Source organism: Microbacterium sp. BG28 (genome assembly GCF_034044005.1).
Taxonomy (GTDB): domain Bacteria; phylum Actinomycetota; class Actinomycetes; order Actinomycetales; family Microbacteriaceae; genus Microbacterium.
This window is the reverse complement of sequence record NZ_JAXCHA010000001.1, coordinates 659,410-674,361: the sequence shown is the minus strand read 5'-3', so window position 1 is coordinate 674,361 and position 14,952 is coordinate 659,410. Positions and strand designations below refer to the sequence as shown.

Sequence of the window (14,952 nt, the reverse complement as noted above, 5' to 3'; positions counted from 1 at the left end):
ACTCCGGCGTGACCCGCCGGACCGGCGAGCGGAGACCGACCATGACACGACTGCGGATGCGCACGACGTGGGGTTGGGCTTCGCTCGCCGGTGTCGTCGCGGCGGCGGCCTTCCTCGCGGTGAGCGAGGCTGTCGCCGCCCTCGTCTCCCGGGGCACGAGCCCCCTGATCGCGGTCGGTTCGTTCGTCATCGACATCGTGCCGCGACCGCTCAAGGAGTTCGCGATCTCGACGTTCGGCACCGCCGACAAGCCGGTGCTGCTCGCTTCGCTCGCCGTGGCGGTCGTGATCGCCGCCGCCGTCATCGGCGTCGTCGAGACCATCCGGCCGCTCTGGGGCGTCGTGCTCTTCGCGATCGCCGCCGCTCTGGCGACCGCCGCCGTCGTCACACGCGCGGATGCGGGAGCTCTCGCCGGAGTCGCCTGTGTCGCCGGGGCTGCCGTCGGCATCTGGATGCTGATGCTGCTCACCGCTCGCCTGCGTCGGTGGAAGCTCCACGTCGCCGCCTCATCCGCGGCCACAAGTCCGGCCGCCGCCACAAGCTCTGTTGAAGGGACCCGTGATGCTGCTTCCGGCGGACCGGCGCCGCGTTTCGCGTCCCCCGAACGGCGCTCGAAGTCCGCACCGTCCGAGGCGCAGATGGATCGCCGCGGGTTCTTCATCCTCACCGGCATCGTCGCGGCGTCCGCCGTCGTGGTGGGCCTCGGCGCCCGGGCGCTCAACGCGACGACCGCGTCCATCCGGCAGATCCGTGACGCGCTCCGGCTGCCCTCGCCCAAGACGACGGTTCCCGTCCCGCCGGGCGCAGAGCTCGACGTCGACGGAATCTCCCCCCTCTTCACCCCCAACGCGGACTTCTACCGCGTCGATACCGCGCTGACCGTTCCCACGGTCGACCCGAACACATGGCGTCTCGTCGTCGACGGCATGGTCGACAAGCGCGTCGAGCTGAGCTTCGACGATCTCATCGCCCTCGGTGTCGACGAGTACGTGATCACGCTCACGTGCGTCTCGAACGAGGTCGGCGGCGACCTCGTGGGCAATGCGCGGTGGCTGGGCGTGCCGGTGCGCACTGTGCTGGCCGCAGCCGGCGTGCAGTCCGGCGCCGACATGGTGCTCTCGCGCAGCGTCGACGGCTTCACCGCATCCACTCCGCTGGAGTCGCTCACGGACCCGGGCGTCGACGCCATCTTCGCGGTCGCGATGAACGGCGAGCCGCTGCCGCTCGAGCACGGCTTCCCCGTGCGGATGGTGGTCCCCGGCCTCTACGGCTACGTTTCGGCGACGAAGTGGGTCGAGGAGCTGAAGGTCACGACCTTCGCCGCCGACACCGCCTACTGGACGCCGCGCGGCTACAGCGAACGCGCGCCCATCAAGTTCTCGTCGCGCGTCGACACCCCGAAGATCGGCAAGCCGGTCGCGGCGGGGAAGGTCCCGATCGCCGGCATGGCGTGGGCGCAGGGCGTCGGCATCTCGGCCGTCGAAGTGAGCATCGACAATGGCGAATGGCAGCGCGCGACCCTCTCCTCGCCCATCAACAACGACACCTGGGTGCAGTGGATGCTCGAATGGGACGCCACGCCCGGCTCGCACTACATCGCGGTACGCGCGATCAATGCCGCGGGCGAGCTGCAGATCGAGGAGTCCGCGCCGATCGCCCCCGACGGCTCGTCCGGCTGGCAGCGCACGCTCGTGACGGTGAGCTGACGCCCGCGCTGCCCCCTCATTCCCGCGAGCGTGCGAGCACCCCTCATTCCGCGAGACTGCATTTCGAGCACGAGATCACGGGTATTACCCCTGATCTCGTGCGAAAGATGCAGTCTCGCGGAAGAACGGGTCGCGAGGCGGCCCCGGTAGCACGGCGCACGCCGAAGCGCCATCGGGTGCGCCGGCCGCATCCGTCGCCGTAGCGTCGCGGGCGCGAGGAGGTGGCATGGGTCGCGACGTGCGCGTGGGCATATCCGGGTGGAACTACCCGTCATGGCGGGGCGATTTCTACCCCGCGGGGCTGGCGCACGCACGGGAGCTCGCCTACGTCGGCGAGCGGATGCGGAGCGTCGAGCTCAACGGATCGTTCTACTCGCTGCAGCGGCCCACGAGCTATCAGCGCTGGCGGGATGCGGTGCCGGACGGCTTCGTCTTCGCGATCAAGGGATCGCGGTACATCACCCACATGCTGCGCCTGCGCGATGTCGATCAGGCGCTGGCGAACTTCTTCGCATCGGGGGTGCTGGCGCTCGGGCCGAAGCTCGGACCCGTGCTGTGGCAGCTTCCGGAGCGGGAGGAGTTCGACGCCGATGTGCTCGAGCACTTCCTGTCGCGCCTGCCGAGGTCGACGGGCGCCGCGGTGGAACTTGGCCGGCGTCACGATGCGCGGGTCGAGGGGCGAGCGTGGCTCGAGATCGATGAGGACCGGCCTCTTCGCCACGCCTTGGAGCCGCGTGCCCGGTCGTTCGAGACCCCGGCGCTCGCGCCCGTGCTTCGGGAGCATGACGTCGCGCTGGTCGCCGCCGACTCGGCGGGAACCTGGCCCGGGTTCGACGAGCAGACCGCATCCTTCGCCTACGCACGACTGCACGGGTCGACCGACCTGTACGCGAGCGGCTATTCGGATGCGGAGCTCGACGCGTGGGCGGAGCGGATCTCCGGGTGGTCGGGTGACGTGTACGTCTACTTCGACAACGACGCGCGTGGTCGCGCGCCGCATGACGCTCTTGCGCTCGCCGCGCGCGTATGACGCTTTCGTAAGCCGCGAGACGGCACTTCCGCCACGAGATCACGGGCATTACCCGTGATCTCGTGCGAGAGAAGCAGTCTCGTGGCGCGGGGGCGGTGCGGCGAGCGGCTCAGGCCAGCGAGTAGCCGGCCTCGTCGATCGCGGCGGCGATCGTCTTGGCATCGACGGGGGATGCGGAGCGGAAGGTGACGCGGGAGGCGCCGCCGACCTGCAGGTCGACGGACACATCGGTCACGCCGTCGATCGCGGTGAGCTCCTGGGTGACGGCCGACACGCAATGCGTGCACGTCATCCCGGTGACGAGGATCTCCTGGGCGTCGGCGGCTGCCGGCTCGGATGCGTGATGGTCGCCGTGACCGCCGCAGGCGCAAGCTGCCTTGGGTTCGGTGCGGCCGAACTCGATGCGCTGGATCATATGTGCTCCGTTCCGGCATCAGCATACCCCGAGGGGGTATAGGTGAGCGAGGGTTGGGGCTCACTCTACGGTGGTGTGGATAACGCTCGGCGGATGGGCGGCCGTCTGTAAGCTCCCTCCGTGCCGACCTCCCGCCCGCTCACCCGACTCCTGGCCGCCCTCGCACTCGGATGCGGCGCCGCGCTGCTCGCATCGTGCGCCGCCGCCGCTCCGGCTCCCGCGGAGGGTGACCCCGATTCCAGTGCGGCGCCGGTGAGCGAAGAGCCCTCCTCGCCGCAGAGCACCGGGGGCGGAGGGTCGTTCACGGTCGACGGTGTGCTGTCGCGCTTCCCCTCGTGCGAGGCGATCGGAGCGGTGGTGGCGGCGCAGGTCGCGGGGCTCGAGTTGGCGCAGGAGACGATCGAAGACGGCTCCGTGGAGTGCTACTGGAAGTCACCCATCGGGGCGGAAGCGGTGACCTTCGGGGTCAACGTCGATCCGAACAACGGTGCCGACGATGTGCCGACGACCGACACGATCGAGCTGGCGGGACTGGAGTATGTGCCGGATGCGGGACTCGAAGCCGCAGGGGGGAGGGCGGATCTGGGACGCACGGTCGGCGACCTTCGTGGTTTGACGACCGCGACGACCGTGCCCGGTGTATACGTGACGTTCACGCAGATGAAGCTCGGGGTCGACCCCGACTTCGGCGGGCCCGCGGCCGTCGCCGCCGCGAAGCAGCTGCTCGGCATCGACGGCTGACGTCGCGACGACCCTCGCCGCCGGAGGCGGTTCTACGCTCGAGAGGTGACCTCTCGACAACCCCCGTGGGTGTGCCCCACCTGCGGTGATGCGCTGCGTTTCGAGATCCTGGACGACGAGGCGTTCCTTGTCGCGTGGTCGTGCCTGAACTGCGGCCTCGTCCGCGTGACCGAGCCCGCCTGAGCGTCATCTCCGCACCAGAGGCGCCGTCCCGCGTGCCAAGCCTGTGCCCAGGGCGTCGGGCACGCGAGCGCGATGTGGATAACCCGGGAAGGGCGGAGGGTCGTCCCTAGGCTCCTTTCGTGCCGACCTCCCGCCCGCTCACCCGTTTCCTCGCCGTCCTCGCACTCGGATGCGGCGCCGCTCTCCTCGCATCCTGCGCGGCCGCCGCGCCCGCTCCAGTAGAACAGGAGCCGGATGCGGGCAGCGGACAGTCCTCCGAGCCGGCCGCCGGAGGCTCACACGCGGGCGGCGGTGAGTACACGGTGGCGGATGTCGTCGCACGTTATCCCTCGTGCGCCACGATCGGTGCGCTCGTCTCGGCGCAGATCGAGGGGATGGAGATCGTCGACGACGTCGTGGACGGTGAATCGGTCGACTGCCTCTGGAAATCGCCCACCAATGCCGATGTCATCGCGTCCTTCGGTGCGACCGTCGACGCGAACAACGGCGCGGACGACGTTCCCACCAAGGACATCATCGAGCTGTCCGGACTGGAGTATGTGCCGGATGCGGGACTCGAGGCCGCAGGCGGCATCGCGAACCTGGGCCGCGTCGTCGGAGACCTCCGGAGTCTCACGACGGTCACGAACGTGCCCGGGGTCTACGTCACGCTCACGCAGACGAAGCTTGGGGTCGATCCCGACTTCGGCGGTACTCCGGCCGTCGCCGCCGCGAAGCAGCTTCTCGGCATCGACGGCTGACGCCGCGGCCCTCGCGCGCGGAGCCGATCTCGGCTCTCACGCTGACGTCTCGACACACGTCGTCGCATCGCAATGTCAAGCCCGCTTGACATTGCGATGGCGTAAACCTAGCGTCGCTGGTCAAGAGTCTTTGACATTGCGACCCGGAGGTGGCTCATGTTCTGGAAGTACTTCGCTCTTCTCCTCAGCGGACTCGCCGCCATGGCGATCAGTCTCGGGCTCGCCTACCGTTACGAGCTCGAGTGGCTGCGCGTCGTCGCATTGACCGTCCCTGTGGCCTTCGTCGGACTCGGCGCCATGTTCCTCAAGCGCCGCCGGCAACGGGCTGACCGTACGAGCTCGCCCGACTCCGTCGAGTACGCAGAGGATGTGCGTGCGCGCGCTGGAGCCTACGTGTTCGCTCTGGTGGCGACGGCCATCGCGTTGGCGGTCGGGATGGCGTCACCGTCTGTGCCGAGCTGGATCATCCTTCTCGGGCTGCTCGCGGTGCTGGTAATCGGTTACGGCGTCTCGCGCCTTTGGGTGAACCGCGGTGCTCGTCAGTAACGTCCGCGCGGCCCGCCTCGCCGCCGGCTTGACGCAGGAGGAACTGAGTCGGCGTTGCCACGTGTCTCGCCAGACAATCATCTCGATCGAACGAGGCGCGCACGCGCCGACGCTGATGCTCGCACTGGTTCTCGCGCGGGAGCTGGATCAGCGCGTCGACTCCCTGTTCACGCTGGAGGGCGCCCCGTGAGCGGGATGCCCTCCAGCGGTTCCTACGCCGCCGGGATTCAGGGGTAGCAGCCGACCCGGTTGTACTCCTGGAAGAGGTACACCTTTGCCTGGTCGGGGCACGGCTTCGGCAGCTGCGAGATCCCCGCGCTGGCAACGAGCAGAGCTCCCTGGATGACACCGCACGATACCCAACCGATGCCCGGTAGGGCGCAAGCGGCGAGCCCGATCACCTGGATCGCTCCTCCGGCCAGTAGGTCTTGGTCGAACTTGTTGAGGATGAGAAACGGTCCGCGCGAGTCCTCACCCCACCCGAGCTGCGGGGTGATCTGGCCGGGTGCCGGCGCCGCATTGTCGTCGAGGACGAACGCAGTCAGTGGGTACAGGCCTCCGGGGAGGTCGCGTTTAGGGTCTGCGTTCCCTCTCGTCGAGGGTGCTACCTCCTTTCGCGCGTCCGTGGGAGAGAACGCGGATGCCGCGCCGCGCTCAACCTGCCATCCGCTCCGACACGGGTCGCCGGCGAAGCGCAGCGTCGCCCACCTCCGGTCCTCGGTAGACCATGTCCATCGCGCCGATGCTCTCGCCCGGCGGGACGATCGCGTCGATGCGGTCGAGCACCTCGTCCGACAAGGCGATCTCCGCGCCGGCGAGCGTGGATTCCAGCTGCTCCATCGTTCGTGGTCCGATGATCGCCGACGTCACTCCGGGGTGGGCGAGTGTGAACGCCATCGCCAGGTGGGAGAGCGGGATGCCCACCTCATCCGCCAGCGCGACGAGTTCCTCGATCGTGGCGAGTCGGCGCTCGTTGCGGAAGTGCTGCATGCCGGTGCCGGCACGGAAATTGTCGTTGGTCTGCCCTGCGCGGTACTTGCCGGAGAGGGCGCCACCGGCGAGCGGGCTGTAGACGAGGGTGCCCATTCCGTAGCGCTGCGCGACGGGGAGGATCTCGCGCTCGATCTCCCTGTCGAGGATCGAGTAGTTCGGCTGCTCGGTGCGGAAACGCTCGAAACCGCGCCGTTCGGAGACCCATTGCGCCTCGACGATCTCGGAGCCGCGCATCGACGAGGACCCGATGGCACGCACCTTGCCCTGGCGAACCAGGTCGGTCAGGGCGGAGAGCGTCTCTTCGATGTCCGTGTCGGGGTCGGGGCGGTGGAGCTGATAGAGGTCGATGTAGTCGGTGCCGAGGTTGCGGAGCGAGCGCTCGACCGCATCCATGATCCAGCGGCGGGACGCGCCTCGGTGGTTGATGTCGTCGTCGACCGGACCGTGGAACTTGGTGGCGATGACCAACTGGTCGCGGCGACCGCGGATGGCTTCGCCGACCACCTCTTCGGAGTCGCCGTAGCGATCCGCAGTGTCCACGACGTTGATGCCGGCATCCAGGGCGCGGTGGATGATCCGGACGCCCTCCTGCCGGTCCGGGTTGCCGTAGGAGCCGAGCATCATGGCGCCGAGGGCGTAGGGGGTCACCTTGATGCCGGTGCGGCCGAGAGTGCGGTACTGCATGGGGTCCTCCGCTAGTCTGTGGGATGCGGAACATTGTTCCGGTCTCGCTCACAATACGGAACGCTGTTCCGTTTGGCAAGGAGGTCTCGCCGACGTGTCTGTAGAACCGGCTGCCGTAGCGCCTCGTCGTCCGCGTTCGGATGCGGCCCACAACTCCGCCGCGCTCCTCGCCGCCGCACGGGTCGTGTTCGCCCGCTCGGGCGTCGATGCCCCCGCCCGTGAGATCGCCGCGGAGGCCGGCGTGGGGGTCGGAACCCTCTACCGTCACTTCCCGAACCGCGCCGAACTCGTCGCGGCCGTGTTCACGACCGAGATCGACGCGACGGCCGTGGCTGCCACCGAGCTGCTGAACGAGCTCCCGCCGGGGGAGGCCCTCGACCGGTGGGTGGAGCGGTTCACCCGGTTCGTGGCCACGAAGCAGGGGCTCTCGGCGGCGCTGATCTCCGGAGACCCCGCGTTCGAGTCTTTGCCGGCCCACCTCATCGCGAAGCTGGGGCCGGCGATCCGGATGCTCCTGGATGCAGCAGTGGATGCGGGCGATGTGCGCTCCGGCGTCGATCCGATTCAGCTGCTGCAGGCCATCGGCGATCTGAGCCACCGTGCGCCATCGGCGGACGGCTCGCCGAACGCGATGGTGCGGCTCCTGCTCGACGGGCTGCGGCTGCGTTGACGGCCCGGGTGTTTCGTCTCGCTGCGTTCACGGGGCGACCGAGGAGCGGCGATGCTCCGACAACGCTAGGGCAAAGCAAAACCCCCGCCATGTAGAAGCTAGGCGAGGGTTTCTGGGACCGTTGTAACGACGGTCCGTGTGGCTCCGACGGGCGTCGATCCCGTGACCTCACGATTTTCAGTCGTGCGCTCTACCAACTGAGCTACAGAGCCCCGCGGTATCCGTATCGCGCGAGGCGACGCGATGCCGCGTCCTAAACGAAAGGCCCTTCGAGAAGGGCCCGTCGCTCAGAGCGACCCTGACGGGACTTGAACCCGCGACCTCCGCCGTGACAGGGCGGCACGCTAACCAACTGCGCTACAGGGCCATGCTTGTTTAATTGTATTCGGTTGTGTGACCCCAACGGGATTCGAACCCGTGCTACCGCCGTGAAAGGGCGGCGTCCTAGGCCGCTAAACGATGGGGCCGGATGAACCCTTCGGGCTCACGCTTACCGAAGAGCAAGCATAGGCGAGGTTCCAGCAAATGCGAAATCGGGTCGGAGCGCCCGCGCGCGTCGCTCCAAGCCGGGCCGTCGATGAGGGGAGAGGATGGCGCGGGACCGCCCGCATCCTGCGCTCGAAGAACCCGTTGCGGATGTGACTGATGTTGTTAGTGTTGTCGGTGTTGCGCCGGTGAATGAGGGGCTGTTGTGTCTGCCGAAGATCTGTCCGGAGCGGAAGAGGACTGCGGTTGCGGCCCCACCGCCCAAGAGAAGCGCGCCCTCTGGCCCACGGTGACGCGCCGTGTCGCACTCGGCGCCGGCGCGCTCGGCGTCGTCGGGCTCGCCGCGTTGGCCGGCCCGCTGCAGCCCCGCGCGTTCGCGATCGACGGCTACCCCTCGTGGGACGACGTGCAGAGAGCGAAGAACAACGAGGCCGCCAAGGGCGCCGAGATCCAGCGCATCCAGAACCTCATCGCGCAGCTGCAGGCCGATGTCGTCGCGAAGCAGGCGGTCGCCGACCAGAAGTCGCAGGAGTACTTCACCGCCCAGCAGGCGTACTTCGACGCCGCTGCGCGTGCCGACAATCTGCAGTCGCAGGCCGACGCGCAGGCGGCCGCCGCGACGGAGGCGGCCAACAAGGCCGGTCGCGTCGCCAGTCAGCTCTACAAGGCCGGCGGCGATGACACGTCGCTGCAGCTCTTCTTCGCGGGCTCCGCAGCAGGCGCCGACGACCTGCTCGCCCGCCTCGGCACGATGGACAAACTCCTCGAGCGCAACCAGGACGTGTACGCGGCCGCTGTCTCGGCCAGAAACGCCGCGCAGTCGCTCACCGCGCAGGCCACCTCCGCCCGTGACGAGCGCGACAATCTGCAGAAGGCCGCTGAGCAGGCCATGCAGGAGGCGCAGGCGGCGGCGGATGCGGCGCAGGCCGCCCTCGACGAGCAGAACCAGTACCTCGGCACGCTCCAGGCGCAGCTCGCGGCCCTGCAGGACACCACCGCCAAGACGGTCGCCGACTACCAGGCCGGTGTGGCCGAGCAGAAGCGTCGCGAGGAGGAAGCCCGTAAGGCCGCCGAAGAGGCCGCCCGCCGCGCCGCGGAGGAAGCGGCGAAGAACAACCCCGGCGGCGGCGGCGGTGGGGGCGGCGGTGGCGGTGGCGGCGGTTCAGGCTGGGTGCGCCCCGCCGGCGGCAGCATCACGTCCGAGTACGGCCAGCGCTACGCGCAGTGCGGTCCGAGTTACTGCGCGAGCAGCTTCCACTACGGCACCGACTTCGGCGCCGGATGCTGGGGCAACATCTACGCGGCGTCGTCCGGCACGGTGACCTTCGCCGGCGGCAACGGCGGATACGGCAACTACATCCGCATCGATCACGGTGGCGGCTACGGCACCGGGTACGCCCACATCTCGAACGGCGGCATCTACGTGTCGCGCGGCCAGTGGGTCAATGCGGGCGACGTCATCGCCGGCGTCGGCAACACCGGCAACTCCTTCGGCTGCCACCTGCACTTCGAGGTCTACACCCCGAGCGGAACCGTCAACCCCCGGCCGTTCATGGCTGCGCGCGGCGTCGGCTTCTGAGTCCGCCCAGAGACAGAATGAGAGCGGATGCGGCAGGTGCCGCATCCGCTCTCTTCGTCTGAGAGGTCTCAGAGGGAGTTCGGGGCCTGGCCCTCACCCTGCGTCTTGGTCTGACCCTCGTGCTCCTCGAAGCGCGCGAAGGCCTCCGACACGAGACGCTCGGCCTCGGCCGCGTTCGCCCAATCGTCGACCTTGACCCACTTGCCCGGCTCGAGGTCCTTGTAGTGCTCGAAGAAGTGGCCGATCTCGCCCTTGGTCCATTCGTCGATGTCGTCGACATCCTGGATGTGGGCCCAGCGCGGGTCCTTCGCCAGCACGGCGACGACCTTGTCGTCACCGCCGGCCTCGTCGCTCATCTTCAGCACGGCGACCGGACGCACCTTCGCGAGCACGCCGGGGTAGATGTCGCGGTCGAGCAGCACGAGCACGTCGAGCGGGTCGCCGTCCTCGCCGAGGGTGTTCTCGAAGAAGCCGTAGTTGCTGGGGTAGCCCATGGGCGTGAACAGAACGCGGTCAAGGAAGACCCGGCCCGTGCCGTGGTCGACCTCGTACTTCACGCGGCTGCCGCGCGGGATCTCGATGACGGCGTCGTATGCGCCCATTCCTGTGCTCCTTCGGAAGTTCAGCGGATTCGCCACACAGCCTAGTCGGCCCGTCTCGGCGGCTCCGGGGCAGGACTCAGCCAGAATCCGGCGAAGGGGGCGCGGAGCCGATACGGACGCGCGCTCTGGCCGAGTCGTGCCAGCCGAGCGGCTGCAGCCGCCGCCAGTAGCGTGGTGACATGCGACCCGGACTACACCCCGCCACCGCCGAGGTGCGCCGCGCCGTCCGCACGATGCTCGAGCCCCGGCGCGGACAGACCGTCGTCGTCGGACTCTCGGGTGGCGCAGACTCCCTCGCCCTCACGGCAGCCGTCGCCTTCGAAGCCGTCGCCCTCGACGTGCGGGCGATCACGGTGACGGTCGATCACGGACTCCAGGACGCATCGGATGCGGTCGCCGCACGCGCCGCCGACCTTGCGCGCGGGCTCGGGCTCGCCGCCGAGGTCGTGAGGGTCGACGTGTCGGCTGGGGGAGAGGGACCGGAGGCGGCCGCCCGCAAGGCCCGTCGCGCGGCGCTCGCGGAGGCCGCGTCGCGGCGCGGTGCCTCCGCCGTGCTGCTCGCCCACACCCTCGACGACCAGGCCGAGACCGTGCTGCTCGGACTTGCCCGCGGCTCGGGGGCGACCAGCCTCGCCGGGATGGCGCCGGAGAGCCGGGACGACGCCGGCCTCGCGTGGCTGCGTCCGTTGCTGGGCGTCTCGCGCGCCACGACCCTCGCGGCCTGCGCCGCCGTCGGACTCGAGCCGTGGCACGATCCGCACAACGACGACCCCGCCTTCACCCGCGTGCGGGTGCGTCAGCGGGTGCTGCCGGTGCTCGAGCGCGAGCTGGGTCCTGGCATCGCCGAAGCGCTCGCGCGCACCGCAGAGCAGCTGCGAGAGGATGCGGCGGCCTTCGCCGAGATGATCGACGAGACCATCGAGGACATCGTCGAGCCCGCCGAGGCCGGGATCGCCGTCTCGGTCGCCGCCCTCGCCGCCAACCCGTCGGCGCTGCGTACGCGCATCCTGCGCCACGTCGTGGCCAGCGAGTTCCACGTCTCGCTCACGCACCGCCAGACGCAGGAGGTCGAGCGGCTGGTCACCGACTGGCGTGGCCAGGGCCCCATCGACCTCCCGGCCTGCCGCGCGGCCCGCCTGGGCGGGCGGATCGTGTTCAGCGCCTCGACCTGACCCGGCCGGCGCACAGGGTGCCGCAGAGACCGGCACCTAGAATCGATCCATGCGCGCAGCGGACATCGCAGACGACCTCACGACCGTTCTCGCCACCGAGGAGCAGATCCTCGCCAAGCTCGAGGAGATCGCGGCCCAGGTGGCCGTCGATTACGAGGGCAAGGACCTCGTGCTCGTGGGCGTTCTCAAGGGCGCGATCATGGTCATGGCCGACTTCTCGCGCGCCCTGCCGATCCTTGCGCCGATGGACTGGATGGCCGTCTCCTCATACGGCACCGGCACCCGCTCGAGCGGTGTCGTGCAGATCCGCAAAGACCTCGACACCGACATCCACGACAAGCACGTGCTCATCGTCGAGGACATCATCGACTCGGGCCTCACGCTCAGCTGGCTGCTGGAGAACTTCGCGGCCCGCGGCGCCGCATCCGTCGAGGTCTTCGCGCTGTTCCGCAAGCCCGAGGCCGCCAAGGTGCAGGTCGACTGCCGCTACGTGGGTTTCGAGATCCCCAACGAGTTCGTCGTCGGCTACGGCCTCGACTACGCCGAGCGCTATCGCAACCTGCGCGATGTCGCGGTGCTCGCCCCGCACGTCTACAGCTGACGAGGGTCAGGGCTGCGTTTCGTCTCGCTGCGCTCGCTCAACGACCGGGAGGCGCTCGACCGACGACCTCCGATGCGCGCCCTGTACGCCGTGGGCGAATGCACAGACCCGGCATAGAGAGCCCGCGCTACCCTGAAACGACCGTCGGGAGGCGGTACGTCGACGAAAGGGCCGGGGTCTCCCCGCGAAATGGACTTCAAGAAGATCACGCGCAACCCGCTCCTGTATGTCTTGGTGATCGGGCTGTTCCTCATCGTTGGTTTCTCGCTCATCTCGAGCCTGGGTGCGGCGAAGCAGATCACGACCCAGCAGGGTCTCGAACTGCTCAGCGGCTCCACGGTCACCGAAGTGACCAACACCGACGGTGACCAGCGCGTCGACCTGAAGCTCTCGGCGCCCTACCAGGGTGCGAACGATGTGCAGTTCTACTACGTCGGTGCCCGCGCCGACGAGGTGGTCAAGGCCATCGACGCTGCCAAGCCGTCCGACGGCTACAACGACGTCGTCCCCCGTGCGACCTGGTTCGACGGGCTCATCTCGCTCCTGCTCCCGATCCTGCTGCTCGGCATCATCTTCTGGTTCCTCATCTCCTCCGCTCAGGGCGGCGGCAGCAAGGTCATGCAGTTCGGAAAGTCCCGCGCGAAGCTCGTGACCAAGGAGTCCCCGACCGTCACGTTCCAGGATGTGGCCGGCTCCGACGAGGCCATCGAAGAGATGCAGGAGATCAAGGACTTCCTGAAGGACCCCACCAAGTTCCAGGCGCTGGGCGCACGCATCCCCAAGGGCGTGCTGCTGTACGGCCCTCCCGGAACCGGTAAGACCCTGCTCGCACGCGCCGTCGCCGGCGAGGCGGGTGTGCCCTTCTACTCGATCTCCGGCTCCGACTTCGTCGAGATGTTCGTGGGTGTCGGCGCCAGCCGCGTGCGCGACCTGTTCAACCAGGCCAAGGAGAGCGCTCCGGCGATCATCTTCATCGACGAGATCGACGCCGTCGGTCGTCACCGCGGTGCCGGTCTGGGCGGCGGTCACGACGAGCGCGAGCAGACCCTGAACCAGATGCTCGTCGAGATGGACGGCTTCGACCCGAAGGCGAACGTCATCGTCATCGCCGCGACGAACCGTCCCGACATCCTCGACCCCGCGCTGCTGCGCCCGGGCCGCTTCGACCGCCAGATCGGCGTCGACGCCCCCGACCTCAAGGGCCGTAAGCAGATCCTCGAGGTGCACGGTCGCGGCAAGCCGCTGGCGGACTCGGTCGACCTCGAGGTCGTCGCCCGCAAGACCCCCGGCTTCACCGGTGCCGACCTCGCCAACGTGCTGAACGAGGCGGCGCTGCTCACGGCGCGCTCCGACGCCCAACTCATCGACAACCGCGCCCTCGACGAGGCGATCGACCGCGTCATCGCGGGCCCGCAGCGTCGCACGCGCGTGATGAAGGACAAGGAGAAGCTCATCACGGCGTATCACGAGGGCGGTCACGCGCTCGCGGCGGCGGCGATGAACCACACCGACCCCGTCACGAAGGTCACGATCCTTCCGCGAGGCAAGGCGCTCGGGTACACGATGGTGCTGCCGTTGGATGACAAGTACTCCGTCACCCGCAACGAACTGCAGGACCAGCTCACCTACGCGATGGGTGGTCGCGTGGCTGAGGAGATCGTCTTCCACGACCCCACAACAGGCGCCTCGAACGACATCGAGAAGGCCACCAACATCGCCCGCAAGATGGTCACCGAGTACGGCATGACCACGGACGTGGGTCCCGTCAAGCTGGGCGGGTCCTCCGGCGAGGTCTTCATGGGCCGAGACATGGGTCACGGCCGTGACTTCAGCGAGCGGGTGGCCGAGCGCGTCGACGTGCAGGTGCGAGCTCTCATCGAGCAGGCCCACAACGAGGCGTACCAGGTCATCAACGACAACCGCGACATCCTCGACAAGCTCGCCCTGGCTCTCCTCGAGAAGGAGACGCTGGATCACATCGAGCTCGCCGAGATCTTCTCCGATGTGAAGCGCCTGCCGCCCCGTCCGCAGTGGCTCTCCAGCTCCGAGCGCCCGGTCTCGCCGCTGCCCCCCGTCGACGTGCCGGTGCGTGCGCCGCAGGTCGGTGTGGCCGCAGCGCAGGAGGCGGGTGCGGCTGCTGCGCCCGCGACGCCGCGCCAGCGTCCGTCGGGTCAGGCTCGTCCCGCGACCGCGTAAGGCCGTCGTGGCCGTCGACCGTGCTCGCGTCGCGGACCTCGTCCGCCAACTGCTCGAGGCGATCGGGGAGGATCCCGACCGCCCCGGGTTGAAGCAGACCCCGCATCGCGTCGCGGAGCTGTACGCCGACTTCTTCGCCGGCGTCGGCGAGGATGCGTCCGAACCGCTCGCGCACACGATCTCGGTGGCGCAGGGGCCGGCGCCGGAGACACTGCCCTCGGGGCCTGTGGTGCTGCGCGATGTGCGCTTCCGCTCGGTGTGCGAGCACCACCTCTTGCCGTTCGCGGGCAAGGCGCACCTCGCCTACCTGCCCGCCGAGCGCGTGGTCGGACTCGGCGCGCTGCCGCGCGTGGTCGACATCCTCGCCTCCCGCCCGCAGGTGCAGGAGCGTCTCGGAGAGCAGATCGCGGACGCGATCTCCCAGGGCGTGGAAGCGCGCGGGGTGCTGGTCGTGCTCGACGCGTCGCACGAGTGCGTCACGATGCGCGGCGGACGCCAGGTGGACGCGACCACGGTGACCATCGCCGCGCGGGGCGAGCTGGCCGAACCCGCGGCGCGTGCCGAACTCATCGCGCTGATCGCAGGAGGAGCCTCGTGAGCTGTCTGAT

General features: G+C 69.0%; 17 protein-coding genes and 3 tRNA genes. 13 read left to right on the top strand and 7 right to left on the bottom strand.

The features are described from left to right. The first annotated feature begins 41 nt into the window (after window positions 1–41). Window positions 42–1,706, top strand: a complete 1,665-nt coding sequence (locus SK224_RS03455) for a molybdopterin-dependent oxidoreductase (RefSeq protein WP_320433391.1) — start codon at window positions 42–44, stop codon at window positions 1,704–1,706. Window positions 1,707–1,932: 226 nt separating this feature from the next. After that, a complete protein-coding gene (locus SK224_RS03450) occupies window positions 1,933–2,736 on the top strand; it encodes a DUF72 domain-containing protein (protein ID WP_320433390.1) in 804 nt (267 codons plus the stop codon). 109 nt (window positions 2,737–2,845) lie between these two features. Here SK224_RS03450 and SK224_RS03445 read toward each other — a convergent pair whose 3' ends face one another. After that, the gene (locus tag SK224_RS03445; protein WP_320433389.1) at window positions 2,846–3,151 is read right to left on the bottom strand and encodes a heavy-metal-associated domain-containing protein; all 306 of its coding nucleotides are present in this window, start codon (window positions 3,149–3,151) and stop codon (window positions 2,846–2,848) included. Window positions 3,152–3,271: 120 nt separating this feature from the next. On the opposite strand from SK224_RS03445, the gene SK224_RS03440 reads away from it, so the two are divergent. From SK224_RS03440 to SK224_RS03420, 5 genes are all read left to right on the top strand, one after another. Next, window positions 3,272–3,892, top strand: coding sequence for a hypothetical protein (locus SK224_RS03440; RefSeq protein ID WP_320433388.1), 621 nt, complete (start codon window positions 3,272–3,274; stop codon window positions 3,890–3,892). Window positions 3,893–3,937: 45 nt separating this feature from the next. Further along, entirely contained in the window at window positions 3,938–4,075 is a 138-nt protein-coding gene (locus SK224_RS03435) for a hypothetical protein (protein ID WP_192900640.1), read from the top strand. Window positions 4,076–4,194: 119 nt separating this feature from the next. After that, complete coding sequence (locus tag SK224_RS03430; RefSeq protein WP_320433387.1) at window positions 4,195–4,815, top strand: hypothetical protein; 621 nt, start codon at window positions 4,195–4,197, stop codon at window positions 4,813–4,815. A 156-nt stretch (window positions 4,816–4,971) separates the two neighbouring features. Continuing rightward, complete coding sequence (locus SK224_RS03425) at window positions 4,972–5,361, top strand: hypothetical protein (protein WP_320433386.1); 390 nt, start codon at window positions 4,972–4,974, stop codon at window positions 5,359–5,361. Next, window positions 5,348–5,551, top strand: a complete 204-nt coding sequence (locus tag SK224_RS03420; RefSeq protein WP_320433385.1) for a helix-turn-helix transcriptional regulator — start codon at window positions 5,348–5,350, stop codon at window positions 5,549–5,551. Before SK224_RS03425 ends, SK224_RS03420 begins: the two co-directional genes overlap by 14 nt. A 37-nt stretch (window positions 5,552–5,588) precedes the next feature. Here SK224_RS03420 and SK224_RS03415 read toward each other — a convergent pair whose 3' ends face one another. Continuing rightward, window positions 5,589–5,762 carry a hypothetical protein gene (locus SK224_RS03415; RefSeq protein ID WP_320433384.1) on the bottom strand — a complete coding sequence of 58 codons (174 nt, stop codon included), beginning with the start codon at window positions 5,760–5,762 and terminating at the stop codon, window positions 5,589–5,591. A gap of 253 nt (window positions 5,763–6,015) precedes the next feature. Then, entirely contained in the window at window positions 6,016–7,038 is a 1,023-nt protein-coding gene (locus SK224_RS03410; RefSeq protein ID WP_320433383.1) for an aldo/keto reductase, read from the bottom strand. A gap of 94 nt (window positions 7,039–7,132) precedes the next feature. Here SK224_RS03410 and SK224_RS03405 point away from each other — a divergent pair, with 94 nt between their 5' ends. Continuing rightward, the gene (locus SK224_RS03405; protein WP_320433382.1) at window positions 7,133–7,708 is read left to right on the top strand and encodes a helix-turn-helix domain-containing protein; all 576 of its coding nucleotides are present in this window, start codon (window positions 7,133–7,135) and stop codon (window positions 7,706–7,708) included. 139 nt (window positions 7,709–7,847) lie between these two features. Here the strand turns inward: SK224_RS03405 and SK224_RS03400 are convergent. From SK224_RS03400 to SK224_RS03390, 3 genes are all read right to left on the bottom strand, one after another. Then, window positions 7,848–7,920, bottom strand: a tRNA-Phe gene (locus SK224_RS03400). 81 nt (window positions 7,921–8,001) lie between these two features. Further along, window positions 8,002–8,075 (bottom strand) — tRNA-Asp (locus tag SK224_RS03395). Between the two features lie 27 nt (window positions 8,076–8,102). Next, window positions 8,103–8,175, bottom strand: a tRNA-Glu gene (locus SK224_RS03390). A 224-nt stretch (window positions 8,176–8,399) separates the two neighbouring features. Here SK224_RS03390 and SK224_RS03385 point away from each other — a divergent pair. Further along, window positions 8,400–9,773, top strand: a complete 1,374-nt coding sequence (locus SK224_RS03385; RefSeq protein ID WP_320433381.1) for a M23 family metallopeptidase — start codon at window positions 8,400–8,402, stop codon at window positions 9,771–9,773. Window positions 9,774–9,841: 68 nt separating this feature from the next. On the opposite strand, the gene SK224_RS03380 is transcribed toward SK224_RS03385, so the two are convergent. Beyond that, a complete protein-coding gene (locus SK224_RS03380) occupies window positions 9,842–10,375 on the bottom strand; it encodes an inorganic diphosphatase (RefSeq protein WP_320433380.1) in 534 nt (177 codons plus the stop codon). Between the two features lie 179 nt (window positions 10,376–10,554). On the opposite strand from SK224_RS03380, the gene tilS reads away from it, so the two are divergent. The 4 genes from tilS to folE all read left to right on the top strand — a co-directional run bounded on the left by tilS (window position 10,555) and on the right by folE (window position 14,942). Further along, window positions 10,555–11,547 (top strand): tRNA lysidine(34) synthetase TilS, encoded by a 993-nt coding sequence (tilS, locus tag SK224_RS03375; protein ID WP_320433379.1) that lies wholly within the window; start codon window positions 10,555–10,557, stop codon window positions 11,545–11,547. A 49-nt stretch (window positions 11,548–11,596) separates the two neighbouring features. Then, on the top strand, window positions 11,597–12,148 hold the full coding sequence (gene hpt / locus SK224_RS03370) for a hypoxanthine phosphoribosyltransferase (RefSeq protein ID WP_320433378.1): 552 nt from the start codon (window positions 11,597–11,599) through the stop codon (window positions 12,146–12,148). 189 nt (window positions 12,149–12,337) lie between these two features. Further along, window positions 12,338–14,344, top strand: a complete 2,007-nt coding sequence (gene ftsH / locus SK224_RS03365; protein ID WP_320433377.1) for an ATP-dependent zinc metalloprotease FtsH — start codon at window positions 12,338–12,340, stop codon at window positions 14,342–14,344. 7 nt (window positions 14,345–14,351) lie between these two features. Continuing rightward, the gene (gene folE, locus SK224_RS03360; RefSeq protein WP_320433376.1) at window positions 14,352–14,942 is read left to right on the top strand and encodes a GTP cyclohydrolase I; all 591 of its coding nucleotides are present in this window, start codon (window positions 14,352–14,354) and stop codon (window positions 14,940–14,942) included. Window positions 14,943–14,952: the final 10 nt, after the last annotated feature.

Bases quoted from the DNA above. Each gene is read 5' to 3' on its own strand.
- SK224_RS03425 (WP_320433386.1), top strand. From the start codon at position 4,972: ATGTTCTGGAAGTACTTCGCTCTTCTCCTCAGCGGACTCGCCGCCATG.
- SK224_RS03410 (WP_320433383.1), bottom strand. From the start codon at position 7,038: ATGCAGTACCGCACTCTCGGCCGCACCGGCATCAAGGTGACCCCCTAC.
- SK224_RS03445 (WP_320433389.1), bottom strand. From the start codon at position 3,151: ATGATCCAGCGCATCGAGTTCGGCCGCACCGAACCCAAGGCAGCTTGC.
- ftsH (WP_320433377.1), top strand. From the start codon at position 12,338: ATGGACTTCAAGAAGATCACGCGCAACCCGCTCCTGTATGTCTTGGTG.
- hpt (WP_320433378.1), top strand. From the start codon at position 11,597: ATGCGCGCAGCGGACATCGCAGACGACCTCACGACCGTTCTCGCCACC.
- SK224_RS03455 (WP_320433391.1), top strand. From the start codon at position 42: ATGACACGACTGCGGATGCGCACGACGTGGGGTTGGGCTTCGCTCGCC.
- SK224_RS03450 (WP_320433390.1), top strand. From the start codon at position 1,933: ATGGGTCGCGACGTGCGCGTGGGCATATCCGGGTGGAACTACCCGTCA.
- tilS (WP_320433379.1), top strand. From the start codon at position 10,555: ATGCGACCCGGACTACACCCCGCCACCGCCGAGGTGCGCCGCGCCGTC.
- SK224_RS03380 (WP_320433380.1), bottom strand. From the start codon at position 10,375: ATGGGCGCATACGACGCCGTCATCGAGATCCCGCGCGGCAGCCGCGTG.